26 protein-coding genes are annotated in these 23,002 nt (G+C 41.8%); 15 read left to right on the forward strand and 11 right to left on the reverse strand.

From position 1 onward, the window contains the following. Positions 1 to 15 precede the first annotated feature (15 nt). Complete coding sequence (smc, locus tag BJP34_RS27210; RefSeq protein WP_229424491.1) at positions 16 to 3,981, reverse strand: chromosome segregation protein SMC; 3,966 nt, start codon at positions 3,979 to 3,981, stop codon at positions 16 to 18. Here smc and BJP34_RS47900 point away from each other — a divergent pair. The 5 genes from BJP34_RS47900 to BJP34_RS27225 all read left to right on the forward strand — a co-directional run bounded on the left by BJP34_RS47900 (position 3,878) and on the right by BJP34_RS27225 (position 7,691). Then, positions 3,878 to 4,111 (forward strand): hypothetical protein, encoded by a 234-nt coding sequence (locus BJP34_RS47900; RefSeq protein WP_229424513.1) that lies wholly within the window; start codon positions 3,878 to 3,880, stop codon positions 4,109 to 4,111. The two genes, smc and BJP34_RS47900, sit on opposite strands and share 104 nt — an antisense overlap. Positions 4,112 to 4,316: 205 nt before the next feature. Continuing rightward, positions 4,317 to 4,871, forward strand: a complete 555-nt coding sequence (gene coaD / locus BJP34_RS27215; protein ID WP_070395045.1) for a pantetheine-phosphate adenylyltransferase — start codon at positions 4,317 to 4,319, stop codon at positions 4,869 to 4,871. Next, a complete protein-coding gene (locus BJP34_RS27220; protein WP_229424051.1) occupies positions 4,778 to 5,524 on the forward strand; it encodes an ATP synthase F0 subunit B in 747 nt (248 codons plus the stop codon). Before coaD ends, BJP34_RS27220 begins: the two co-directional genes overlap by 94 nt. Before the next feature lie 433 nt (positions 5,525 to 5,957). Further along, positions 5,958 to 6,140 carry a hypothetical protein gene (locus tag BJP34_RS41095; protein WP_149031219.1) on the forward strand — a complete coding sequence of 61 codons (183 nt, stop codon included), beginning with the start codon at positions 5,958 to 5,960 and terminating at the stop codon, positions 6,138 to 6,140. Between the two features lie 6 nt (positions 6,141 to 6,146). Continuing rightward, a complete protein-coding gene (locus tag BJP34_RS27225; protein ID WP_070395047.1) occupies positions 6,147 to 7,691 on the forward strand; it encodes a flavin monoamine oxidase family protein in 1,545 nt (514 codons plus the stop codon). 120 nt (positions 7,692 to 7,811) lie between these two features. On the opposite strand, the gene BJP34_RS37665 is transcribed toward BJP34_RS27225, so the two are convergent. Continuing rightward, the gene (locus tag BJP34_RS37665) at positions 7,812 to 7,973 is read right to left on the reverse strand and encodes a DUF1778 domain-containing protein (RefSeq protein ID WP_083305369.1); all 162 of its coding nucleotides are present in this window, start codon (positions 7,971 to 7,973) and stop codon (positions 7,812 to 7,814) included. 84 nt (positions 7,974 to 8,057) lie between these two features. Between BJP34_RS37665 and BJP34_RS27230 the strand changes: the two genes are divergently transcribed. Beyond that, positions 8,058 to 8,687, forward strand: coding sequence for a Uma2 family endonuclease (locus BJP34_RS27230; protein WP_070396907.1), 630 nt, complete (start codon positions 8,058 to 8,060; stop codon positions 8,685 to 8,687). Between the two features lie 107 nt (positions 8,688 to 8,794). Continuing rightward, positions 8,795 to 9,130, forward strand: coding sequence for a XisI protein (locus tag BJP34_RS27235; RefSeq protein WP_070395048.1), 336 nt, complete (start codon positions 8,795 to 8,797; stop codon positions 9,128 to 9,130). A 419-nt stretch (positions 9,131 to 9,549) separates the two neighbouring features. Here the strand turns inward: BJP34_RS27235 and BJP34_RS41105 are convergent, their stop codons facing one another. Beyond that, positions 9,550 to 9,744: a hypothetical protein gene (locus BJP34_RS41105; protein ID WP_149031220.1), complete on the reverse strand. Its 195-nt coding sequence runs from the start codon at positions 9,742 to 9,744 to the stop codon at positions 9,550 to 9,552. A 172-nt stretch (positions 9,745 to 9,916) separates the two neighbouring features. On the opposite strand from BJP34_RS41105, the gene BJP34_RS27240 reads away from it, so the two are divergent. The 8 genes from BJP34_RS27240 to BJP34_RS27275 all read left to right on the forward strand — a co-directional run bounded on the left by BJP34_RS27240 (position 9,917) and on the right by BJP34_RS27275 (position 14,739). Continuing rightward, complete coding sequence (locus BJP34_RS27240) at positions 9,917 to 10,867, forward strand: Rpn family recombination-promoting nuclease/putative transposase (RefSeq protein ID WP_070395049.1); 951 nt, start codon at positions 9,917 to 9,919, stop codon at positions 10,865 to 10,867. A 139-nt stretch (positions 10,868 to 11,006) separates the two neighbouring features. After that, positions 11,007 to 11,633, forward strand: coding sequence for a type I restriction endonuclease (locus tag BJP34_RS27245; RefSeq protein ID WP_070395050.1), 627 nt, complete (start codon positions 11,007 to 11,009; stop codon positions 11,631 to 11,633). Between the two features lie 43 nt (positions 11,634 to 11,676). After that, the gene (locus BJP34_RS27250) at positions 11,677 to 12,324 is read left to right on the forward strand and encodes a Uma2 family endonuclease (RefSeq protein WP_070395051.1); all 648 of its coding nucleotides are present in this window, start codon (positions 11,677 to 11,679) and stop codon (positions 12,322 to 12,324) included. 364 nt (positions 12,325 to 12,688) lie between these two features. Then, on the forward strand, positions 12,689 to 13,024 hold the full coding sequence (locus BJP34_RS27255; protein ID WP_070395052.1) for a XisI protein: 336 nt from the start codon (positions 12,689 to 12,691) through the stop codon (positions 13,022 to 13,024). 131 nt (positions 13,025 to 13,155) lie between these two features. After that, positions 13,156 to 13,707, forward strand: coding sequence for a Uma2 family endonuclease (locus BJP34_RS27260; protein WP_070395053.1), 552 nt, complete (start codon positions 13,156 to 13,158; stop codon positions 13,705 to 13,707). A gap of 60 nt (positions 13,708 to 13,767) precedes the next feature. Then, the gene (locus BJP34_RS27265) at positions 13,768 to 14,049 is read left to right on the forward strand and encodes a hypothetical protein (RefSeq protein WP_070395054.1); all 282 of its coding nucleotides are present in this window, start codon (positions 13,768 to 13,770) and stop codon (positions 14,047 to 14,049) included. A 174-nt stretch (positions 14,050 to 14,223) separates the two neighbouring features. Further along, positions 14,224 to 14,445 (forward strand): type II toxin-antitoxin system VapC family toxin, encoded by a 222-nt coding sequence (locus BJP34_RS46710; RefSeq protein WP_293110896.1) that lies wholly within the window; start codon positions 14,224 to 14,226, stop codon positions 14,443 to 14,445. A 54-nt stretch (positions 14,446 to 14,499) separates the two neighbouring features. Beyond that, positions 14,500 to 14,739, forward strand: coding sequence for a Uma2 family endonuclease (locus BJP34_RS27275; protein ID WP_070395055.1), 240 nt, complete (start codon positions 14,500 to 14,502; stop codon positions 14,737 to 14,739). A gap of 170 nt (positions 14,740 to 14,909) precedes the next feature. On the opposite strand, the gene BJP34_RS27280 is transcribed toward BJP34_RS27275, so the two are convergent. From BJP34_RS27280 to BJP34_RS27315, 8 genes are all read right to left on the reverse strand, one after another. Further along, positions 14,910 to 15,227: a cupin domain-containing protein gene (locus BJP34_RS27280; protein ID WP_083305370.1), complete on the reverse strand. Its 318-nt coding sequence runs from the start codon at positions 15,225 to 15,227 to the stop codon at positions 14,910 to 14,912. Between the two features lie 52 nt (positions 15,228 to 15,279). Continuing rightward, entirely contained in the window at positions 15,280 to 16,431 is a 1,152-nt protein-coding gene (locus BJP34_RS27285) for a TauD/TfdA family dioxygenase (RefSeq protein WP_083305371.1), read from the reverse strand. A gap of 14 nt (positions 16,432 to 16,445) precedes the next feature. Further along, the gene (locus BJP34_RS27290) at positions 16,446 to 17,174 is read right to left on the reverse strand and encodes a CmcI family methyltransferase (RefSeq protein ID WP_070395056.1); all 729 of its coding nucleotides are present in this window, start codon (positions 17,172 to 17,174) and stop codon (positions 16,446 to 16,448) included. A 7-nt stretch (positions 17,175 to 17,181) separates the two neighbouring features. Continuing rightward, the gene (locus BJP34_RS27295; protein WP_070395057.1) at positions 17,182 to 18,192 is read right to left on the reverse strand and encodes an aromatic ring-hydroxylating oxygenase subunit alpha; all 1,011 of its coding nucleotides are present in this window, start codon (positions 18,190 to 18,192) and stop codon (positions 17,182 to 17,184) included. 57 nt (positions 18,193 to 18,249) lie between these two features. After that, a complete protein-coding gene (locus tag BJP34_RS27300; protein WP_070395058.1) occupies positions 18,250 to 19,140 on the reverse strand; it encodes a phytanoyl-CoA dioxygenase family protein in 891 nt (296 codons plus the stop codon). A 125-nt stretch (positions 19,141 to 19,265) separates the two neighbouring features. Further along, on the reverse strand, positions 19,266 to 19,898 hold the full coding sequence (locus tag BJP34_RS27305; RefSeq protein ID WP_070395059.1) for a class I SAM-dependent DNA methyltransferase: 633 nt from the start codon (positions 19,896 to 19,898) through the stop codon (positions 19,266 to 19,268). Between the two features lie 6 nt (positions 19,899 to 19,904). Continuing rightward, positions 19,905 to 21,227 (reverse strand): DegT/DnrJ/EryC1/StrS family aminotransferase, encoded by a 1,323-nt coding sequence (locus BJP34_RS27310; protein ID WP_070395060.1) that lies wholly within the window; start codon positions 21,225 to 21,227, stop codon positions 19,905 to 19,907. Positions 21,228 to 21,230: 3 nt separating this feature from the next. Beyond that, positions 21,231 to 22,541 carry a DUF3326 domain-containing protein gene (locus BJP34_RS27315; RefSeq protein WP_070395061.1) on the reverse strand — a complete coding sequence of 437 codons (1,311 nt, stop codon included), beginning with the start codon at positions 22,539 to 22,541 and terminating at the stop codon, positions 21,231 to 21,233. Positions 22,542 to 23,002 lie beyond the last annotated feature (461 nt).

A 23,002-nucleotide genomic window follows, 5' to 3' on the forward strand; every position in this document is an offset into this window, starting at 1 on the left:
TCAATGGGATTTTATCTAGTTAACCGTACTTTTGGGTGATAGTTTTAAACCCAATACTTGAGTGTATGCTCCCCTGGCTTGGGTAACACCAATGGTGCGTTGAGCAGACTCAATCATAGGACGGCGTAAGCTCACTACAATAAATTGCGCAAGTTTAGCCTGTTGTTTGATCATTTTAGCTAATCGCTGGACATTTGCCCCGTCCAAAAACATATCGACTTCATCAAAAGCATAAAATGGCGAGGGACGGTAGCGTTGTAGGGCAAAGATAAAGCTAAGGGCTGTGAGGGATTTTTCTCCTCCTGACATAGATGCTAGCCGCCGCACCGGTTTACCTTTGGGGTGTGCCACCAGGTTTAGTCCACCGCTAAAGGGGTCCTCTGGATCATCGAGTTGTAAATAACCATCCCCATCGGACAGTTCAGCAAAGATGGCTTGGAAATTTTCATTGACGGCATCAAAGGCTTCTTTGAAAGCACGGTATCTCAAGGTGGTAAAGTTTTCTATCCTTAACAACAGTTCAGTACGTTCACCAGCTATGGTTTCGAGTTTCTCAGACAGTTCTTGGAGGCGAGCTTGAGTTCGGTCATATTCTTCTAAGGCCAGCATATTCACGGGTTCCATAGCCTGTAGACGTTTCTGTCCGTTGCGCAGTTCCTTTTGTAGTTGTTCTAGTTGAGCAGCTAGGGAGTCAAGGGCAATTCCCTCTGAGCTTTTTTTATCACTAGAGGGGGAATTTTTTTTGACAATTGGAGGTATTTCTGGTATTGGGTCTGGTAATTCAGCAGCTTGGTCTTGGAGTTGAGTTTGGAGACTAGCAAGTTTTTCTACTCTAGCAGACTGGGTTTCTTGAAGTTTTTGCTGTTGCCAAGAGGTTTCTTGGTGTTGTTGGCGCAGTTTTTGTAGGTGTTGCTCGGTGCGATCGCGTTTTTGTTTCTCTTGCCCCAATTTCTCCTCTAACTGGCGTAAGGCAACTGTCGTTTCGGTAATTTGCTTGGTGAGTGTTTCTAACTGAGTGTTAATTGCTGATTGCTGTTGTTGCCAAGATTCGATTTGGGTTTGATAGTCTGCTATTTTGCGGTGGCCTTCGGTCAGTTGATCCCTCAGGCGCTGTTGCTGATTCTCCTTCTGTTGTAGCTGTTTCTCGGTATTTCTCAAGGCTTGTTCACACTCGCGCAACTGAGCTTCTTGGGTTTTAATGATGTTCTGAATCTGTTGCCACTCGTTATGAGTTTGAGACTCCTCCAGTTGAGCCAGTTGTTGCCGTAAGTCGGCAAGTTTGGATTCTTGTTGGGGTAACTCTATCGCTATGGTCTCTAGCCGTTGAGTAGCGGCGGAGAGTTCTTGGTTGTTTTTAGCCAGAAGCGTACGCATTTGGCCAAGATTTGTCTGAGATTGCTCAATCTCCCTTTTTAACTGTTCCAAACGTAATTTGGTTTCCGAGTGTTTTGCCCTAGTTTCTGTCAATTCCTGGGTAATTTGTTTGACCGAGGCAGATTCGGTAGTAATCAATCCCTCGCAGTGGTTTAGAATCTGTTCGATTTCCCCTAACCGGGTTCGCAAGCTACGGATTTCAGAGGACTCCATGGTGTCACTGGTACCAAAGTGCAATCCCGAACGGTGACTGGTGCTACCACCAGTCATGGCACCGCTTATTTCCAAGATTTCCCCATCTAGGGTAACAATGCGGTGTTTGCCCAAGTAGGTACGGGCATCATTGAGAGTTTCAAAGACTACTGTAGACCCAAACACGTAGGCAAAGACTTTTTGGTAACGGGGGTCGCAATCAATTAGCCTAATGGCGTAGTCAACAAAGCCCTTAGCATACCGTAGCACAACCGTTTCGGTAAATGGCCTGGGTTGGATTTTGGTCAGAGGTAAGAAGGTGGCTCTGCCAGCGCGTTTTTGTTTGAGGAGTTCGATCCCAGCCGCTGCTACACTATCATCTTCTACCACTAAATTACCGAGGCGTGCGCCAGCGGCAATTTCTAGGGCTAGCTGATAGCGGGGTTCAACTCTACCCAATTGGGCGACTAATCCACATACTCCTATTATACTACTTTCTAGGATAACTTTAGTAGCATAAGTCCCTTGGGCTTCTTGTTGAGCTTGGGCTTGGGCTTCTAGTTTATCGAGTTGCCGTTGTTTTTGCCGTTGTTCCCCGAGCAGGCGAGTTTGGGTTTGTTGTTGGAGTTGTAGTTGTTGTTCGGTATTCCCTAAGGATTGGGCGAGGGACTGGACTTGTTGGGAATAAGTGGTTAATTGAGTTTCTAATGCCACAGCTTGGGTTTGCTTGGTGGCGATTTCTGGTTCTAAGGTTTGCAGTTGCTGGGTTTGGTCTTGGATTTGCCGATTTAGCTGATTCTGACGCTCTTGGAGTTGAGCTTGCTCCGTGCGTTGGGGGTTGATGGTTTTGAGTAGGGTGTCAATCTCCTTGGTGAGGGTGGTTTGTTGTTGTACCCAGGCATCACTAGCGGCTGCGATCGCATTGGCTTGTTCTCGGCTTTGGTTGAGAGCAGCTTGGGCCTCATCCCGTGCCACTTGTAAGGAGGTTTTAGACAAGGTCTCTAGATCATTTTTTTCTGCGATCAACTGTTCCAGGGTTTGCTCGACTTGTTGAATTGTCTCTTGTGTACCTTGGAGATTAACAGCGGCATTTTGTAGGTTATCAGTTAGTTCCTGCTGTCGGGTTTGTAGTTGACGTTGTTCAGCTTGTTGAGTGGCAAGGGTGGATGCGATCGCAATTTGTTCTTCTTCTCCTAAGGCTTTGACCCGAGCATTGAGTTGGTCAAGTTCAGTGGTAGTTTGGTTAATTTGTTCCTCAATGCTAGTAATCTGAGCAATAAGCTGGGCTTTTTTTGTATTAGCAGCATCAATTTGCTGTTGGACTTGGGATACTTGCTTCTGGAGCAATCGCCATTTTAGAACAATTTCCCACTGTTGCTTTTGTTGGAGTTCAGCACGGAGTTTTTGATATTTCTCAGCTTTAGCACGGTCAGCAGCTAAGCGATCGCGTTGAGCCGTCAGTTCTTGTTCAATAATTCGGCAACGTTCTTCTCGCTCTTTTACAGTGGCGAGGGTTTGTTTCGTTTGGGTAATTTTGCGGTCAAAAGCAGCAACTCCCGCTAATTCGTCAATAATCTCCCGCCTTTCTCGGGATTTCATTGAAATAATGCTAGTAACGTCTCCTTGCTGAACAACATTATAACCTTCTGGGTAAACCCGCAGGCGATTAAGTTGTTCATGAAGTACAGTAACAGTAGAAGGTTCACCATTGATGTAGTACTGGGAACTGTAATTACCTTGTTTAGTGACTCGCAGCCGTCGGGTCACACTCCATTCTAGATCAGTTGCAGGTTGGTCAGGAGTTGACGGTTGGTCAGGGTTTGACGGTTGTTCGCGTAGCGTGGCCTTTTGGCCAAGGTTATTGGGTTGAAGGTTATTGGGTTGAAGGTTATTGGGTTGAAGGTTATTGGGTTGAAGGTTATTAGGTTGAAGGTTATTGGGTTGAAGGTTATCTGGTTGAAGGTTATCTGGTTGAAGGTTATTGGGTTGAAGGTTATTGGGTTGAAGGTTATTTTCTGAACCTTGGCCTTTTGGCCACGCTTTCGGCAAAGCCGACGCTGCGCGAACGCGAACAACCTGCAACTTGTTAACCTGTAACGGTTCGTCTAACTTGCTAGGCTGTAACGGTTCGTCTAACTCTGTAACCTGTAACTCGTCATAGTTATTGAAGTCAGATAAGTCAAAGGTAACTGTGACACTGGCTTCGACAGTGCCTCGATGTTCTTTATTGTGGTTAACTAAATCAGGAAGGCGTTCAGCTCGCATTCCTTTGGAACTGGCGATACCAAGACAAAATAGAAGAGCATCAAGGATGTTGGATTTGCCTGACCCGTTTGGCCCAGAAATTACGGTAAATCCTTCCAGGAGCGGTATTTTTGTGGTGCCGCCGAAGGATTTGAACCGCGAGAGTTCCACTCGCTTGATGTGTACCATAGGCGTTTCATCGGTTGAGGTTAACCGGGTCGTCACACAGAGTGTGCGTAGTGAACACATTGCTGATCAGCGTAGCATGGGCAATAGGCAGATGGAGCAACGGATGGGTTAAAAGATATAAATGTGTTAACAGATAGCATGGACGGGGGGACGGAGGGGGGACAGTGTGGGGCTGGAATTAAAATGCTCTATACTATATCAAAAAAAACTAATAACCAATGAGTTAAGAAACTCATTGTTTACTAATAGTTCAGTATGTCATCGCCGTGAAACAAGCTATATAATCACTCCTTGAACCCATTGGTAATACTTGCGTCGTGATTGCAATCTATCCAGGTAGCTTCGATCCCATTACCCTAGGACACCTTGACATCATCCAGCGTGGCTGTAGACTCTTTGATAAGGTGATTGTGACGGTGCTGCGCAATCCCACTAAATCTCCCTTGTTCACAGTGCTTGAGCGAGTCGAGCAGATTAAACTTTGCACCCAACACTTACCTAATGTAGAAGTGGACAGTTTCACCGGTTTAACTGTGGAATATGCCAAACTGAAGAAAGCTCAAGTACTGTTGCGAGGGTTAAGGGTGCTTTCTGACTTTGAGAAGGAACTCCAGATGGCTCATACCAATCATACCCTCTGGGATGAAATCGAAACGGTTTTTCTCGCCACCTCTAACGAATATAGTTTCTTGAGTAGTAGCGTAGTCAAAGAGATTGCCAAATTTGGCGGCTCCGTCGATCATCTTGTCCCCCAACAGGTTGCCTTAGATATATACCGATGTTACGCCAAGAATCATCCCGGTACGACCCACCCGAGCCAAACAAACCCCCAAACCAGACTGAATCCTTTAATCCTGGATCAGGAGACATAGATATTCAGGGGCAATTTAACTATATCGAGGACATAATCTTCGATAGCCCCCACATCCCTTTTACCAGGCGCACCCTGATTGATGAAGAACTGTTGCTGGCTCAACTCGACTTGGTGCGGGAAAATTTGCCCTTGGCTTTTCAACAAGCTACTAGAATAATTGAAGAACACGATGCAATTATCCAGCAAGCTGAACAGTACGCTCAAGAAATCATTGAGACAGCTCAGCGGCGTGCTGAAATGATCTTAGATGAACTAGGTATTATTCAGCAAGCAGAACACGAAGCCCAACAAATCAGCCAACAAGTTCAAAAAGAGTGTGAGGCGATGCACAAGCAAACGGTATCGGAGCTTGAGCAGATGCGCCGCAAAGCCCAGCAGGAACTGGAGCAAATGCGCCAAATGACCCTAGCTGAGTGTGAGGAAATTCAAAATGGGGCAGATGCCTACGCTGACGGAGTGCTCTACAATATCGAGCAGCACCTCAGTGACATGCTTAGAGTAATTCGCAACGGACGTCAGCAACTCAATGGTTCTGTCAAACCCCAAAACTCTGGCAAGAAAGACAATGGTAAGAAAGATAATGGTAAGAAAGACAATGGTAAGGGGGGTTCAATCTCACCTAAAATCCCATCCAAGTCAAAAAAAAGATGAACGAAAAATTAAGGATTAAGGATTAAGAATTAAATAAGAACTATTTCAGTTATCAGTTGTTAAAGGTATTGGTTGTTAAAGGTTTTTAAAGAGCTGGCAGCCACATAGACCATGCACGGAGGAGCCGGTGATGGTGATCGTGTCACGTGCGGTTTTAAAGCCAAGTCTGGGGAGTTATAGGGCTACGCCGAAGGCAAGAGGCAAGAGGCAAGAGGCAAAAGTTTACTAAAACAGCTTAGATGCGCTTTGATCTATGTCTTACACCCAAAAAATGTGATGCTCTCAAAGAGCCGCTACGCGATTGGCCGTAGGCCACGCTAAAAGCGATTGACCGTAGGTCACGCTACGCGATTGGCCGTAGGCCACGCTACGCGATCGCATTTGTGAGGGAAAATGAGTCTAACTGAGATCTTGCACCATTGTCATTGTCTTGATGCAAAGCGCGAGTGGGGGAAACCCCCGCAGGTCGGCGCAAATCACGCTAATCCTAGGGTGGGCAGTGCCTACCAACGCGCTTTGCAAGCTTCATTATCTGTCTGGTGCACTGCCCACCCTACATGAACCAAGCTTATTGAGAATGGTGCAAGATGTGAGTTTAAGAGCTAATTTAGAATAACCCTCGATGTTTAACCCTTACCGCCATACACAAGAGTTAGAGCGACCTTTTTCCTTTGAGCGCCTGTATCGTCATCCTGGTTCCCTTAGTCCCTACGATCAAGGTGGTACTCGCAAACGAATTGGGATTATCGGTGGAGGAATTGCTGGACTTGTTAGTGCTTACGAACTGAGTCAACTCAACCATCAAGTTACTGTATTAGAGGCTGATTCTCGCCTCGGAGGAAGAATTAAGACTCATTATTTTAGTGATGGCACTTATGGGGAATTAGGCGCAATGCGAATTCCTACTAGTCATGGCTGCACATTACACTATATAGATAAGTTTAATTTACCAAAAAGACCTTTTATTAATTACAATCCCGCCGCTTTTTATTATCTACGGGGTAATAAAACTCGTTTAGATAGTTACCAAGAGTTGTTTGGTGTTTACAAGTTAACCCCTGATGAGCAACAAGACCCAGGGGAAATTTACGACCAGTTATTGGAAGAATTAATCGATTCTTTGACTGAAAAGGAGAAATGGGAGTTATTTGCACCCACTTTCACCAGTGATAAAGTTAGGAAATGGGATACCCTAACGGTTACCGACTATTTTCGCAGTCATCTTTCTCCCGATGCTTTTGAGTTACTGGGTCATGCTACTGGAGCAATTCATTACGACAAAGTCTCTCTGTTAAATGGTTTAATTGACTTCTTTGCTTGGCATCGAGTAGAACAATATGAGCTAATCGGAGGACTGGACACGTTAATTAAGGCTTTGGTTAAAAGCATATCAGGCATAATCCAGACTGAAGCCAGAGTAACAACGATAGAAATGACCGATAGAGGGGTTCGGCTGGTCTGGAATAAGCTGGATAAGCAACAAATCGCCGAATTTGACTATATTATCTGTACTATTCCTGCTACTGCTCTGGCTCAGATTAATTTTGAGCCTAGTTTACCTAGCCAACAACAGGAAGCGATTAACAATTTGGGGTATTACAGTGCCAGTAAAACTCTATTACACTGTACCGCTCGTCCTTGGGAATTTGCAGATCATGTCTATGGGGGTGGTAGCTTTACGGATTTAAATATAGAAAAGTGTTGGTATCCTTCTGATAATGCTCAATTAGACTCAACCAACCTTTCTCAACCTCATATTGTTGCTAAAGATAAGGATATTTCTTATCAACCATCAGTATTAACTGCTGCTTATCGCTGGGAATATAATTCCATAAAATTTAGGACTTTAGAGGAAACAGCTAAAACTGATTTAACCTTAGAGGAAGTTTCCCAACTGCATCCTAATATTAAAGACTATACTGATGATATTATTCATAGTATTTGGAATGAAGATAATCAGTCTGGTTCTGGTTCTTATGCCTATTTTGCTCCAGGGGATCGGGAGAACTATCAACCATTACTCGGTCAAGCTTATCCAGTAGATAATCCCCGTGTTTTCTTTGCAGGGGAACACTTGGCAATTAATCATGCTTCAATTCAAGGAGCGGTGCAAACAGCTGTTTCAGCAGTTATTGATCTTCTGGAAAGTTCTATTTTTGAGATTTAATCGATTCTATTTATTTTCCTGGCTTCTCACCCACTACCTAAACTAGATAAAGGCAAAAACAACAATAATGGATGCTCTTTCGTTCCTTCAAAACCGTATCGCTCATAATAAGCCAGACGTTCAATTTTTATTAATCACTTTTTGGGCTTCTTTAACCTGAGCATGAACCATAAATTGATTTAAGGTTGCCCCCGTTAAATCCGCAGCTTTTTGTAAAGTATCTTTGACCGATGCAGGAAGCCTAGCTTTCACGGGAGTATCATTAGGAGTAGTACTTGCCATCTGAATTGATTACTCAATTTCTTTCACTATAACAGAATGGTGTCATTTTATCACCAGAAATTTCAGCTTCAAGAAGAACGATCTATGACTCAAGCCAAATCCGAAGCCAAATTATACAGCTTTGATGAATTTATCAGCTGGTATCCCGAAAATTCAGAAGTCCGGTACGAACTATATGATGGAGTAATTATCGAAATTCCCAAGCCAAAGGGGAAACATTCAAATCTAACCGGTTCCCTGATCGAGCAATTATTGATAGTTATCAGGCAGATAGGCAAAGGCGGCATTTGGACTATTCCTAGAGAGTCAATTGTTAAACCAAAACGGGAAAACTCAGGTTATGAACCGGACATTATTGTTTTGAACCAAGACGTTATGGGGGCAGAATCTCGCTGGGAAAGCGAATCAATTATTCAAAATCCTGATTCCGTTAAATTAATTGTCGAAGTTGTTTCAACTAATTGGCGTGACGATTACTACAATAAACTGAGAGATTACGAAGAAATGGGCATCGAAGAATATTGGATTATCGATTATGCTGCATTGGGGGCGAGAAAATTTATTGGCAACCCCAAGCAACCCACATTTTTTGTTTGTCATTTAGTTGACGGCGAATATCAGATGACGCCCTTTACGGGAAATAGTCCCATTGTTTCCCCGACTTTTCCCCAGTTCAAGTTATCCGCACAGCAGATTTTCAACCTGGCTTTGTAGGAAAAGGTTAGCCAGCAGCATTTATCTCAAGCTTTTGCACAACAAACGATTCAAGAATCTAACATAAACCTATTGGTATATGAGTCAAATCAGGAGGTAATTTTGCAGTGGATAAGTTAATTCAGTATCGTCGTCTGATTCAAGAAATATTGGAAAAGCATAGTCTGATTAAGCTAGCCAATGAAGATATCAAAGTCTATAAATTCTTCGATCCTGAGCAAGATCACTACCAAGTATTTCATGCAGGATGGCAAAATTATCGTCGTGTTTTCGGACCTTTGATCCACATTGATATTATTGATGGAAAAATCTGGATTCAACATGATGGCACCGAGTTTGGGGTGGCGAATGAGTTACTTGAATTAGGGATACCGAAACAGGATATTGTCCTAGGGTATCATGCCCCATTTATGCGTCAATTTGATGGATTTGCTGTTGGTTAGATTGGTTCTATAGCGGTTTGCGACTTTAAGTAGATATTTATGGTTTTTTAGGGAACAGGGAACAGGGAACAGGGAACAGGGAACAGGGAACAGGGAACAGGGAACAGGGAACAGGGAACAGGGAACAGATTTGAGTCCGACGCAAGAAACAGTCCTGGGATCAGAGGTAATTACTGCTCCCTAAAAACCAATAATTTGTAGCTCAGTTAATAAAAAAAATAGGTCGATAAATTACACATAATTGAGTCTACAAATTTTAAATAAAATTAGTTGTAAATAAATGTAAAATATTTTTATTAGCCCTTGCATTTTTTCTAGGATTTATCTATACTATAGAAGGTAAAGACTGATACTATTAACCGCGCTGGTCATGCCCGTTAATCATATCCAGCGCGGTTTTCCTCCCACCTCAATAGGAGTTACTTCCATGATGCCAAAAAAATCACGATCATCAATCCCGGCTTTTCAGCAATCCACCGGATATCTATCAAGGGATTAATAGGAGTGGCATGGGCATACTGCCCGCCCGGAAATTGAAACGGGCAAGATGCCCGTTCCACGCCTGATGCCCGTTCCACAAAGATGCCCATGGCACGGCAAGATGCCCATGGCACAAAACTATTAAAATCATCCCGTATTTATGGAACGCCAAAATTTATCCATCACTTTTTTGAACACCGCTCGCTATATAACTGATTATAGTGCAAACGCTTCCAGCCAAAACTGTTACTATAAAAGTCAACACATTAGCTAATAACTAAACGGTTTAATTAACCCTGTAAAACCATGAAATTCATCAGTCCTAAAACTGACTTTGCTTTCAAGAAAATTTTTGGATCAGATCAGAGTAAAGATATTCTGATTTCCTTCCTCAATGCCATGATTTACTCCGGTAATTCGGTCATCCAGGATTTAGAAATTATAGATCCCTACAGTGCGGGGGATGTGGTTGATTTAAAAGACACCTATCTGGATGTTAAGGCAGTATTAGACGATAAAACGACTGTGATCATTGAAATGCAGCTCTGGAATGTGGAGGCTTTCGAGAAGCGAGTCGTTTATAATTTGTGCAAAACCTATGGGAATCAACTTAAATCCGGACAGGGATATTTCGATCTCAATCCGGTCATTGCTTTAACTATCACTGATTTTAAGCTGTTCCCCTCAACAGATAAAGTCATTAGCAGTTTTTACTTTCAAGAAGAAGAAGACCACTTACCTTATCAGGATAAGGAATTAAAGATGGTGTTTGTGGAACTTCCCAAATTTACTAAACAGCTGGAAGAGTTAGAAAGTGTCGTAGATAAGTGGATCTATTTTATCAAAGATGCTCCCAGCTTAGAAATTATTCCTGATCAAATGAGGGAAATCCCACAGCTGGAACAAGCTTTAACTATAGCAAATCAAGCTGGCTTGAGTGTAGAAGAATTAGAAAAGATCCGCAAACAGGAGATGTTCTGGGAGGATAGGCGAGGTGCATTGAGTCTAGCGAAAAGGGAAGGACGAGAAGAGGGCAGAGAAGAGGGTAGAGAAGAGGGCAGAGAAGAAGGACGAGTAGAAGGTGAAAGAAGCTTACTATTGCGACAGCTTGAGCGCCGCTTTGGAAAACTAACAAGTAATGTGACCGCATTGCTTGAAGCCTTGAATTCCCAAGACCTAGAACGCTTATCAGAAGCAATCTGGGATTTTAATACTAGTGAGGATTTACTCAACTGGCTCCAAGAGCACTCTAACTAACGGTAGCGCCTTAGTTGCCTAAAATCAGACTAGACCTCTTGGAAAAATTGGGAATCAAAAGGGATTACTTTTCTATTTCCTATGGACTTAACCTCCTACGTCCCTACTACTTTTTACTGTATTCAACCAATCACTCATTATGGTTCAAACGATTCAAGCTCAAGATTTTAGCCTAGAAGAACTGCAAGAACACTTTAGACTACAACTAACAACCGATAGTCAGTTTTTTCCAGATTGGCAAGACAACTTACCCTCTTTAACGGATCAGGAAAAACGTTCTCTGGAAAGAGTCCGCAATAACTACTTTAACTTGGTTAATCGCCGCCCTCTCTTAGAAGAGGCTGTAAAAATGGTGGTTCTATCACCGTTACTCGATCTCGCTGGATTCTTTCAAGCCCCTTTTTCGATCAGAACTGAAACTTCTGTGGAAATTGCGGCTGAAGACAATCGAGTAATTGTAAGAGGCAGGATAGATGTTTTAGTAGTGCGACAGAGACTTTGGATATTGGTGATCGAATCCAAAAGTACCAAGTTTGATGTGATGGCAGCACTGCCTCAAGCTCTAGCTTATATGCTGGATGGCTCCAAAAGTGACAAGCCAAGGTTTGGTTTTTTAGTCAATGGGAGAGAGTTTGTGTTTGTTAAACTCCAACCAGCAGATGTTCCCATCTATGGTCGTTCCTACGCCTTATCTATTGACAGGGAAAATGAACTGGAGCAAGTTTTAGCTGCTCTCAAAGCTATTGGTCAATTGCTATTAGATTAACGTTTGATGTTTATCCAAAATCCAAAATCATAGAACATTCACCATGGCTGTTACTCTCCTACTCGAACAACTTACCGTTCCCCCAGGTCAAAGACTGTTGATTCATAACCTAGAGTGGGCTGAATTTGAGTCTGTTCTCGAAGAACTAGGGGAACATCGCTCTGCCCGTATTGCCTATAGCCACGGAACCTTAGAAATCAGAATGCCTACCCCAGAACACGAAGTCGATAAAGAACTGCTCGGTGATTTGGTTAAAATTTTGCTTGATGAGTTAGAAATCGACTGCGAGTGCTTTGGTTCCACTACCTTCAAGGGAGAAAATATGGACAGTGGCATTGAACCAGATCAATGCTTCTACATCCAAAACCACGCTAGAATGCGAGGCAAGCGGCGCGTCGATCTCACTATTGATCCACCGCCAGATCTAGCCATTGAAGTGGATGTTACCTCCAAGACTCAACTGGATGTCTATGCCAACTTAGGTGTGCCTGAACTCTGGCGCTATGAAAAAAATCAACTCAGGATTGACCTATTGCAAGGAGGTGAGTACCGGCAAGTTACCACCAGTCCCACCTTCCCCAGATTACCAATTCCAGACCTGGTAGCAGAGGTTTTAACTCAAAGCCGTGAGACCGGGAGAAGTCCTGCGTTACGAGCTTTTCGCCAAAGACTAAAGCAACTGCTTCTATAAATTAATATAGCAATTATACGACTTGTGAGGTACAAATTTTTGGTTTTTAGGAAGCAGGGAGCAGGGAGCAGGGAGCAGGTAAGAGGTAAGATGTAAAAAATAATGTGTACCTCATAGCTACGATAAACGCTATAGTTTAGTTTTGGGGAATAACCCGATAGGAATCAGTAATGGAATTGACTTCTAAAACACTTCAAACTAATTGTATAGCATTTCTAAATAGGTCATGAATAATATTGCTAATTTTTCATAACATCAAAAATTATTCGGAGCTATTTACTACTGTTACCTGCTCCCTGCTCCCTTTTACCATCAATCTTATGTTTACATTAAAAAAAATGTTCAATCAAGAGGTTATTAAACAATGGAAAAACTAGAACACTATAGAGAATTAGTCAAAAAACTCATCAATGAATACGGGCAATATAAGCCTAGATATGGAGATATTGAAGTCCAAAAAATCTTTGATGTTCAAGGAGATCACTATCAACTGATGAACGTGGGGTGGCATGGAAATCGGCGTTTAAGAGGCTGTGTTCTCCAAATTGACCTTAAAAACGACAAAATTTGGATACAACATGATGGCACAGAAATTGGCGTTGCGAATGAATTAGTAGAATGGGGTGTTCCCCCTGAAGATATTGTCTTAGCCTACCATGCTCCTTATAAACGTCAATATACTGGATTTGCTGTTGATTGATTAAATATAGCAATTCTATTTTCCATGAAGTGAAAAGGGATCCCCCTAAATCCCCCTTAATAAGGGGGACTTTGAGGTTTATAATTGTACCTCATAAATGCAATAATCGCTATAAATAAAAGATTTTAACAATGCCTAGTTTAACAGTAAAAGACTTAGAAAAACTGCAAGCTGAACATCCTGATTATCAGATGGAACTAGTGGATGGAGAAATTCTTGTTATGAGTCCTTCAGGGATAGAAACAGATGAAGTAGCTGCTGCTATTGTTACCCAGTTATCAAACTGGGTACGACCTCGTAGACTAGGCAGGGTAACAGCTTCTAGTGGTGGTTTTCGTTTACCTAACGAAGATGGAGATGTCCGTGCTCCCGATGCTTCTTTTATCCTAGCTGAACGCTTACCTCGTACTACAGAAGGTTACGCGGAGTTAGTTCCTGACTTGATGTTTGAGGTTAAATCTAGAACTGATAGTTTGGCTAAATTACGCCGGAAGATCCAGCAATTTCTGGAATTGGGAACTAAAATTGGGGTGTTAGTGGATCCGAGAACTCGCACCATGGAGGTTTATCGCCTTAATCGAGATAAGGTTGTGCTGGGGGATGGGGATGTGCTGCAAGTGCCAGAATTACTTCCTGGTTGGGAATTGCCTGTGGTGGAAGTTTGGGCACCTGAGTTTGATTGAGAAGACTGTTTATTCTTCTCAAGTATTAGATTAAGTTTGAATATTTGTCAGGTATTTAATATGATTATAAGCAATGTAAAAATTAGTCAAATTTCTCAAGACATTTTGATAAAAGCGGCGGCAAAAAAACGAATCTCTGTAGAGGAGCTTGCTTCAGAAATATTAAATGAAGCTATTCAAAATAAGCTTTCCGAAATTGTCACTATTGGTGAAGTCAAAAAGGAATATTCCTCTAATCCATTAGCAAACAAGCAGCCCTACGCATACTATGCTGATCCTGAAGAGCCAGCTATCCCTATAGAAGACTGGGATATAGAGAATAGTTATGAAGAGGTTTTATGATTGTTCTGGACACTCATATTTTTGTTTGGTGGAATCATAACGATCCTAAACTGACCAGTTACCACCGTGAGGTCATTGGGAATGAGAGACCAAATGGATTAGGAGTTTGTACGATAAGTCTTATTGAGATAGCAAGACTAGAAGCGTGCAGGCAGGATAATTCTTCCCGTATCTATTCAAGAATGGTTTGAAATTGCCCTAGCACAAGAAGGAGTTATTCTGATGCCTATCACTCCTGCGATCGCAGTTGATGCTCAATCACTACCAGGTGACTTTCACAAAGACCCAGCAGATAGAATAATTGTAGCAACGGCGAGATTATCTAATTGTTCTATAGTGACAGTAGATCAGAAAATACTCAATTATTCTGATGTTAATGCTATTCCACCTACCTAAGCATTCAGTGGTCAGCCGTTGGCCGTCAGCTGACGTAAGCATTCACCTGACTTGATGTTTGAAGTTAAATCTAGAACTGATAGTTTGGCTAAATTACGTCAGAAGATCCAGCAATTTCTGGAATTGGGGACTAAAGTTGGGGTGTTAGTGGATCCGAGAACTCGCACCATGGAAGTTTATCGCCTTAATCGAGATAAAGTTGTGCTGGGGGATGGGGATGTGCTGCAAGTGCCGGAATTGCTTCCTGGGTGGGAATTACCTGTGGTGGAAGTTTGGGCACCTGAGTTTGATTAGAAAGGGCGATTGAGTAAAAAATTAAAAAATGGTAACAGGCAAGATGCCTGTTCCACCAAGATGCCCATTCCACAGGTGCGACCCTAGGGCGCGAGGGATTGCTCGCGCCCTAGGAGGCGCGCACCTACGCTTAAAATCATTCCATTATTAAGCAACGCCAACTAATTCGCCTAGATTTTAGTACCGCTAACATTATCTTTCCATTGGTAAGCATAAAGCCAAATCAAGTGATTAGCTGTTTTTCCAGGATTTTTAAACGTATGAGGAACATTTGCAGGAACTCGAAATTCTTGACCAATAGTAGGGTAGTAAGTTTTTCCTTGAAACGATACTTCTAATTCTCCTTCTAAAAGGATAAAGATTTCATCACTCTCATGACCGTCACTTGACCAATAGTCTCCAGGAGGTGTTTCATGGGTTTCACACTTAAAACCTTTCTTTTCCCACTCATTTTTGAGTTTTTCAAAATCAATGTTAAGGTCTTTCATGATTTTTAATTCTTTTCTTAATTTAGTGCTAAGTTAGTCTCAAGCTTGTTGGTTACATTGAATTGTTATGGCTGAAGTTTTCATTAAACTCGCGTTGATAAAAGTACCGTCCAAGAACATAATCCCACTCAATATATCCAACCCTAAACTCTCGACTTCCTGAAGTTGCTTCGAAAGCAGTCCTTCCGTGCAGAATCCTAAAGTTTTGCATAAGCAGACAGTCGCCTGGTTCAAGTCGGAAACGGTATTGGTAATCCGGATTTTTCAGGTAGTGAGAAAAGGTGATGTAGGCTTGATAAAACGCTTCTATTTGCTCGGCAGGAAGAATGGGAGTACAGTTCTTGTGACTAAAACGCACGGCAACAATTTCGTCTTCGCGATCCAGTTCAATAATATAATTTTTGGGACGGAAAGAATATTGATATTCAGGTTCTACTCGGCAAAAAGGAACTGGAGTTTCTGCCAAAATCCGAAAGTCGTTAGGATGATCTTCGCGAAAGTCCCTCGCAACATAAAAACCATCAACCACTAAAGATTCCCCACCAATAGTATCATTAGTAACGGAATACAAAAACTCTGTTACTTTGTGATTGCACCAGAAAGTTAAATCGGTGTGAGGTGTTAAAGCATTACTTGTTGCCGCAATATCTCTCTCTGCTAAACTGGTATTTTGAGTAATAATCGTTCCATACTCTGTGTTGCGGATTGGTCCCAAGGATACCAAAAAACTTTCTAACTCTTCCAAGGGTATGTTACGAATAACAACAAATCCTAATTGCAACAACTGATTCATCCAAGATTCCCGACTACAGGATTGGAGATCGTACTTCTGCATCGAGTTGGTTTCCAGCCATGCTTTATTCCAAAGAATAACCTGTTTTTCAATCTCTTCTGCATTGTGGACATCGTAGGTATTATTGAGCAACCAAGAAATGGGAAAAATACTGCGATGCGGAGGATTTTCATCCCAGTCAATAATTAGATTATTATCTTGTATTTGAATCGATAAAGGTTGAGGCGGTGCCTTGTGCTTGCTAATGTCATTCAGTTTTTCCCAAGAACCGCCATGGCGAGATTGAGAATCTAAGCAATTATCACGCAACCAAATGTAGTAGAACCGTTTACCCGCAACAGTAACAAATGATTGGTTTGCACTCAATTCAATATCTCTATCACGTTTGAGATGGCTGTGATTGATGGTCATTGACTTTTTCGTTTTTAGACTTTTTTTAAAAAAGAATTCCAATTTTTCGATCCATTGTAACCATACATATCTTGATAAAAGGTATCGATATCATAATCTTCTTCATGTTTCATTAACCAATTTCTAAAGTCATCCATTTTCCGCACTCCTCGTTCAATATATTCTTTGTCATGCCAATCCCACCAAACCTCCCACATAAATTTGTTAGTATCTTCGACAATCAAGTAGTCTCCACTTTGCAAACCGTGACAATGGAAATATTCAACAACTCCAACCATGTTTACATGAGCATCCTCTATTACCAGCCAAGGATGCTCTAGATTTGAAAGCATCTCAGGAGGTAAAGCAGTACTGATGTTGTTACAATCGCCTTCTAAAAAATGAATTCTAGAGTCTGCTTTTGCTTTGTCATCAAGCTGAGAAAGATCGATATCTAAAGAATGAACCTGACCTTCTATGCCAAATAATTCTAAATTATCTGCCAACCAAATTGCACTGCCACCCTTGAGAGTGCCTAGTTCAATAATTGTTTTCGGGCGAAGTTCATAGATGAGCATTGGATAAACTGCAATTTGGGTGGGGTCTTTATCGATAATGACCCCTTTCCATGTTTGCAAGTAGGCGTTTTCTGTCAAAGGTCTCCAAATAGACTTGGGAATATCGCACCTATCTTCTCGCTCGGATATCTTAACAAACCGCTTACTATTTAGGCTTTCTTGTTTAAATATATTTTCAGTAGACATAACAAATTCAACAAACTCCGTAGGTAATTCCCAACTTCTTAAGCCATCGACGATAGGCGATAGAGGCTTGATCGCATGGAGCATGAACTTCTGAAGTCCATGGCGTATTAGAGTCATTTTGGGATAGTAGAGGTAGAAGTTTTGGGCGTTGTGACCCCACCACGGGAATATCTTGACTCATAGCTTCATCATAAAATTGCGCTATCTCCAACTTTGGTATTTCATGTCCATAATTCATGGCAAGTTGCCCCCATACTAAAGATTCTTCTTCATCAATGGGGGTCACAGTATTTAGGAAAGTCATTTTACCTTTGATAGATTCTTTATACCCGTACAGAGTTAAAGGAGGATAAATTTTATAAGTGTAACTTACTCGACTGTCAATACCAGTGCTACCGATGCTAGATTGAGTAATTTCCATATTACCTATGGTAATACTATCCGCCTTTACTTCAACTATCTGTTCTCGTACTTCTGGTTGTGTATCTGTTCCCAAAGAACCCGGATGTACGAAAGAGAAATGAGACGTATCAAAAATACTTTCAAAAACCCGAAACGGACTGGAATAAAAGTGGTGTGAGTGCGTACCGAAATAAATTTTTCGGTAATGTGGGTCATCCCACTCTGGAAATGGTGGTATATCATGGGAAGGATTTCCTAAGCTGACCCACACTAGACCCCAGCATTCCTGACATTGATAAGTCTTTATGCATATACTTGTTGGTGGTCGCTGTGCGCCAGATGAGGGAATGTTTACGCACTGACCCGCAGAATTATAAGCCCAACCATGATACTTACAGGTGAAGGTATCATCAACTATCTTTCCTAGAGAAAGACGAGTCCCTCTGTGAGGGCAGCGATCCTGCCACGCTAGTATTGGTGATTCAGAAGTACTACCGCGCCACAACACTAAGTCTTCTCCTAACAAACGAACTGACTTGATGCTATTAGGCGGACAGTCTTCTATTCTTGCTACGACATACCAATCGTCAATTAGGACTTGATCGACATTTGCCATCTTTGTTGTATCCTCTGCAAAAGTATCTGAAAAGAATTATTTCTCAATTCTCACTAATTATTTCATTCCTTCTCTGGAGATTAGACTTCCATAAGATTCTCCTGCTTTTAGAAACTCTTGAGTATCGAACACAGAGTTATATTTGCCATCCGAAACCCAAGAGTCAGGTAGTTTTTTTAGAGCTTTATATTGATGGTGTTCTTGATTTTTTAAATCTACAGGCTCATTTGATGCGGAATTATAATGACAGACAATATTAGTTCGAGATCGATCGGTGAGGTTTTCTCCAGAAGCATGTATAGTGTTGGCATGCATCAATATAGTATCGCCTGGTTTCGTCTCTGCATGAACAACTTCGAGTTTTTCCAAGATTTCTTTCATGCGAATGGGATCGGCATTAAAAGCTTCGCCAAGCAAAGCATGGTCAATACGTCCCATTAAGTGTGACTTTTTAACAATTTGAACACAGCCATTTTCTCTAGTATTTGCGTCAACCGCAATAAAAACACTTACGAAGTCTGGGAATAAACAGCTATCATAATACCAAGAACCATAACCTTGATGCCATTCAATAAAACCCTTGGAGTAAGCTCTTTTTTTGACCACTTTTGAATGCCAGTGATAGCACTCTTTACCTCCTAATAAAAGTTCAACTGAGTCCACCATTCGAGCTAATCGGGGAATAACACCAAGTAAAGAATTACCTAGTTCTGTCCAGTAAGCTAACTGGTTGCTATGACCCTTACTATCAACAAAATTAGACTCTGATCCTTTTATCGTTGGGTCTTCTTCACAAGCCTTCCTTACTGGTTCAAGTTCTTCTACATCAAAGAATTTAGGGATAATCACAAATCCGTCTTCATGGTATTGAGCGACCTGTTCTTGGGATAGAGGGCGAGTTGTGCGTATTTCTGAACTAACGCTTGATAAAATATTTGAATTAGTCATAGTATTAGTCTTTTCTCAGGTAATTGAAAATTGCTAGCTTATTTGTCAAGGAAAATATCTCCACTTCTGATCTAAACTTATTGTTGTCTTTGATAATTAGGTAATGTCCAGATTTTGACTACTCATTAAAATCGCTCCTTTTTGAAAGCAAGAAGATACATCAACTTGGCTTCATCATATATCGGAAAACCCTCTTCACTAACTAGTGTCCACGGTAATTGCTCTAAGGCTGTCTGCATTTCACGGCGATAGTCTTCTCGTATGGTTAATAAAAAAATTCCTTCTTCCTTTAAAAAGCCGAATAGATTGTTTAATACCTTAACACCAGCATGGGCATAAGCAAAAACTCCTGCAGCAATAATAGCCTCAAAAGTTACTGAATTGCTAAAAATTTGGGAATCTTCTAGATTACACTGATGGAGAGCCTTGTAGACTTGTCTCTCTTTAGCGATCGCTAGCATTTTTTCTGACAAATCCGCAGCAGTAAGATTAGTATATCCCTGTTGGGATAAGGCTTCACCCACTAACCCTGTCCCAGCACCAGCATCTAAGATTGTGGCATCTTTCTTAGGAAGCAGTTTGCTTAATGTTTGTGCTATGTTAGCAGGCATAAAAGACCAATCTTCTCCTACATCTGCATCGTAGCTTTTCGCCCAACTATCGTACTTAGTTTTTAATTCTTCAGTACTTTGGCTATCACAAATCCCAGATAACCAAGGTCTTGTTTCTAAAAAATCCTTGGCTTGTTCTTCTACCATCGTTAATCACTCCCCCACTACTTCAACCACAGTATCAGGAGATAAACGTTGCAGGTGCCAATTAGTCACTTCTTCTCCTGGTATCAAAATTGGACTCCCTGGGGGAACTTTCTTGATACAGCAACTACTTATCTTACCTAATGCTTGCCCAATGGGTAACTTTTCTTTCCGGCTAAAGAAAGCATCTTTAGGTAAAGTCCTCATTTGAGGGCGACGGCAAAAGGAACTGTCAGGTAAAGTATCTTTTGGTGCTTTTTCCCTCAGAATCGGCACAATTGCTGCTAAGGTTTCTCTCATAAATTGGAAATCTTGTTGATTGTGATGGAAAGAGAAAATTAATAACAATCCCTCCTCACCAGCAAATTCCCCATCAATCCCGCTTTCGTACAACAGCTCTGCTAACTCTTCCCCTGTAGTGCGATCGCTTTTTAAATAGATTTTCAGCGGATCGCTAACTTGGGCATCATACGTTAACACCTTGCCGTAATTATCCAATTGACTACGCAGGCGATCGCATTCACCAATAGCTTGCCAAAATAAAGCTTGACCTTCCTCAGAATACCCCTTCTTAATCGCATCTTCAATGCTCAGCATTAACAGGTTACTGCGGGTAGTGGTTTCAAATAAAGGCATCACCCCCATAACTTGTTCAATACTAAACCTAGAGTCAGTTGGTAAATGCAATAAAGCCGTCTGTACCAAACTCCCCGTATATTTGTGCATACTATGGGTGACGATATCTGCCTTAAATGCGATCGCCGATTGCCATTGTTCGTCCAGAAAGGGAAAATGACTACCGTGGGCTTCATCTACTGCTAAAGCAATATCGCGTACGCGACAGTAATCAGCTATCTTCCCAATATCAATAGTTATCCCTTCATAACTCGGATGAGTTAGTAACAAAGCCGATACGCCACTGGTTTCTAATGCAGAAATAACCTCGGAGGTAGTGGGCATCAAAGACACAGAAGGAATAAAATAAGGCTCTAATCCTGCTAAAATGATGCCGTTGATGGTGGCAATATGACTGTTAAGAGCGATCGCCACTCGTTTGTACTGAGTACCCAATAAAGCACAAGCCGTTAAAACCCCTTGAGTCCCTCCCCCAGTTAGCCAAAAGGTATGTTTAGTGCCATACATTTCAGAGAAATGTTTTTCGATGCTCTCAGTGCGAGGGCGAGTCAGAAACGGCACATCATATTGATAGATTTCTTGACTCAGGCGTACGCTATTTTGAGCAATTCCTTGGTGGGCAGGAGTATAAAGACTCACCTGAACATCCTGATTATGAGATGCGATGAGCTTATAAGCAGAAGAAGGTTGATTCATAAGCTACAGAAAAATTGGCTGAAGTTGCGGCATTGGGCGAATTGTACTTTCCACTGCAATACCATTACGTAACGCTAACAGTAATCCCGTTGCCTCCATGTAGCTATTGACACGATATATCGGGTTGCCTTTAGTTTCAATTTGCAATCTTTCAGGAGTAATATCGTACTTAGTGGTATTATCTTTGACTAAAATTACTGGCACACCTTGGTCTAAAGACGCTAAGAACGGAATATTTCCCACTGTTGTTTCTGGCATTACCACCGCCGAAACATTCTCTACGGATATCCTGGTTTCCCCTGCTGCTACGGGAGTATCAAACCTTACCGGACGGGGAGAGTTGATTAAACCATTGAGAGGGGAACAAACATAGGCACTGGAAATTAATTCTGCTCCATCCCTAGGGTCTACTAATTTACCAAATCCCGTATGTTCCCACTCCAATAATAAGGGAGCATGGGCAGCAGTAAAGGGATAGAAATTAGTGAGCATGTGGGTCATAATTGCTTCCGCACCGCCCCAAGGATTGGGGATAGATTCCCCTCGGTAGTAAGCTTGACGAATTTTATCGTCTACTTCCAAAGTGGTCATTAAAGCCACCGCCCTAGCGGAAGAATTTTCCACCACATCTAGAGCCTTCATCAACTCGTCCATACCTTTAAATTCCCCGGAAGCATTACCATACTGGGAATAGGTACAGGCGGTTTCCACTGGGCCACCAGTTACGACTACAGGGTCGATATTAATTCCCCCTACAGCACGCAAGCCATTGAGAGCATTAATAACATTATTTAAAAATCGCTCATCTCTTGGTTTTTCAATAATCGCTGCAATGTTTTTGCGCTTCTGAGGAATAACCCCAATATTACCCAGTAGTAACTGACAAATCAGATTCCCTTCCAGATAAAGCACATTATCCTGACCGAAATAGATATCCGACGCAGTAACGGCATTGGGATTGGTGACCAGATAGTCACAAGCGGTCGCTAACAGATTGGTACTAGGAGTCGCATCTCCGGCAAAACCACCAATTTCTGCTCTGACTCCGGTGGGAATAATACTAACTGCTACAAACGGTTGGTTAGAAACCCGTTGACGAATATTAATGTCTAGTAACGATGACCAAACCGGCTTTCTGTCTGTATCGATAAAGCTGGATTCAAAGGTAAGCGTATCTCCTTCAACCTTAGTTAAAATCAAGCGAATGGGAACACCTGGTAAGGGAAGCGCAGCAATTTTTTGGGAAATTTCTATCCAGGTGCGCTGTGAGGGAGAGCATTGGATTTCAAAATCTTTGGTATAGACTTGGGTCATTCTCTGTATTTACTTATCTAACAACTGATTCACCCAACAACAGGATGAATTTTACACTAATCATCGACTGCCTTACGAATTAACTCAGCGGTCTAATTCCCATTGATTCAGTAAGGGCGAAAACTTGGGGTAATCAATCTTTGATCGTTCATTTCCTTGCCTCCTAAGTTTTCCACTTAGCCATAGTATCGTAAGAATTACTTTTGATGGGATAAAAATTGTTAAATTTTGTAAAAAGCCTAAATCAGACTGGGCTGCATCCCTTTTTTTATAATGGTTTTGTCAATTTTTATTCCCTGCTGCTGCGAATTTACCCGAGCCAAAGTTCCCGACTTCTGCACTAATTAAAAATAATTATATAGCGTTAACTTTATTTGGTCTTGGCGATAAACTTAATACCATAGCATCTTTTCCTAAGCAAACATGGAATTTGGAATTGGAAAAAAATATATGTACCTAAT

This window comes from Moorena producens PAL-8-15-08-1 (genome assembly GCF_001767235.1).
Classification (GTDB): Bacteria; Cyanobacteriota; Cyanobacteriia; order Cyanobacteriales; family Coleofasciculaceae; genus Moorena; species Moorena producens_A.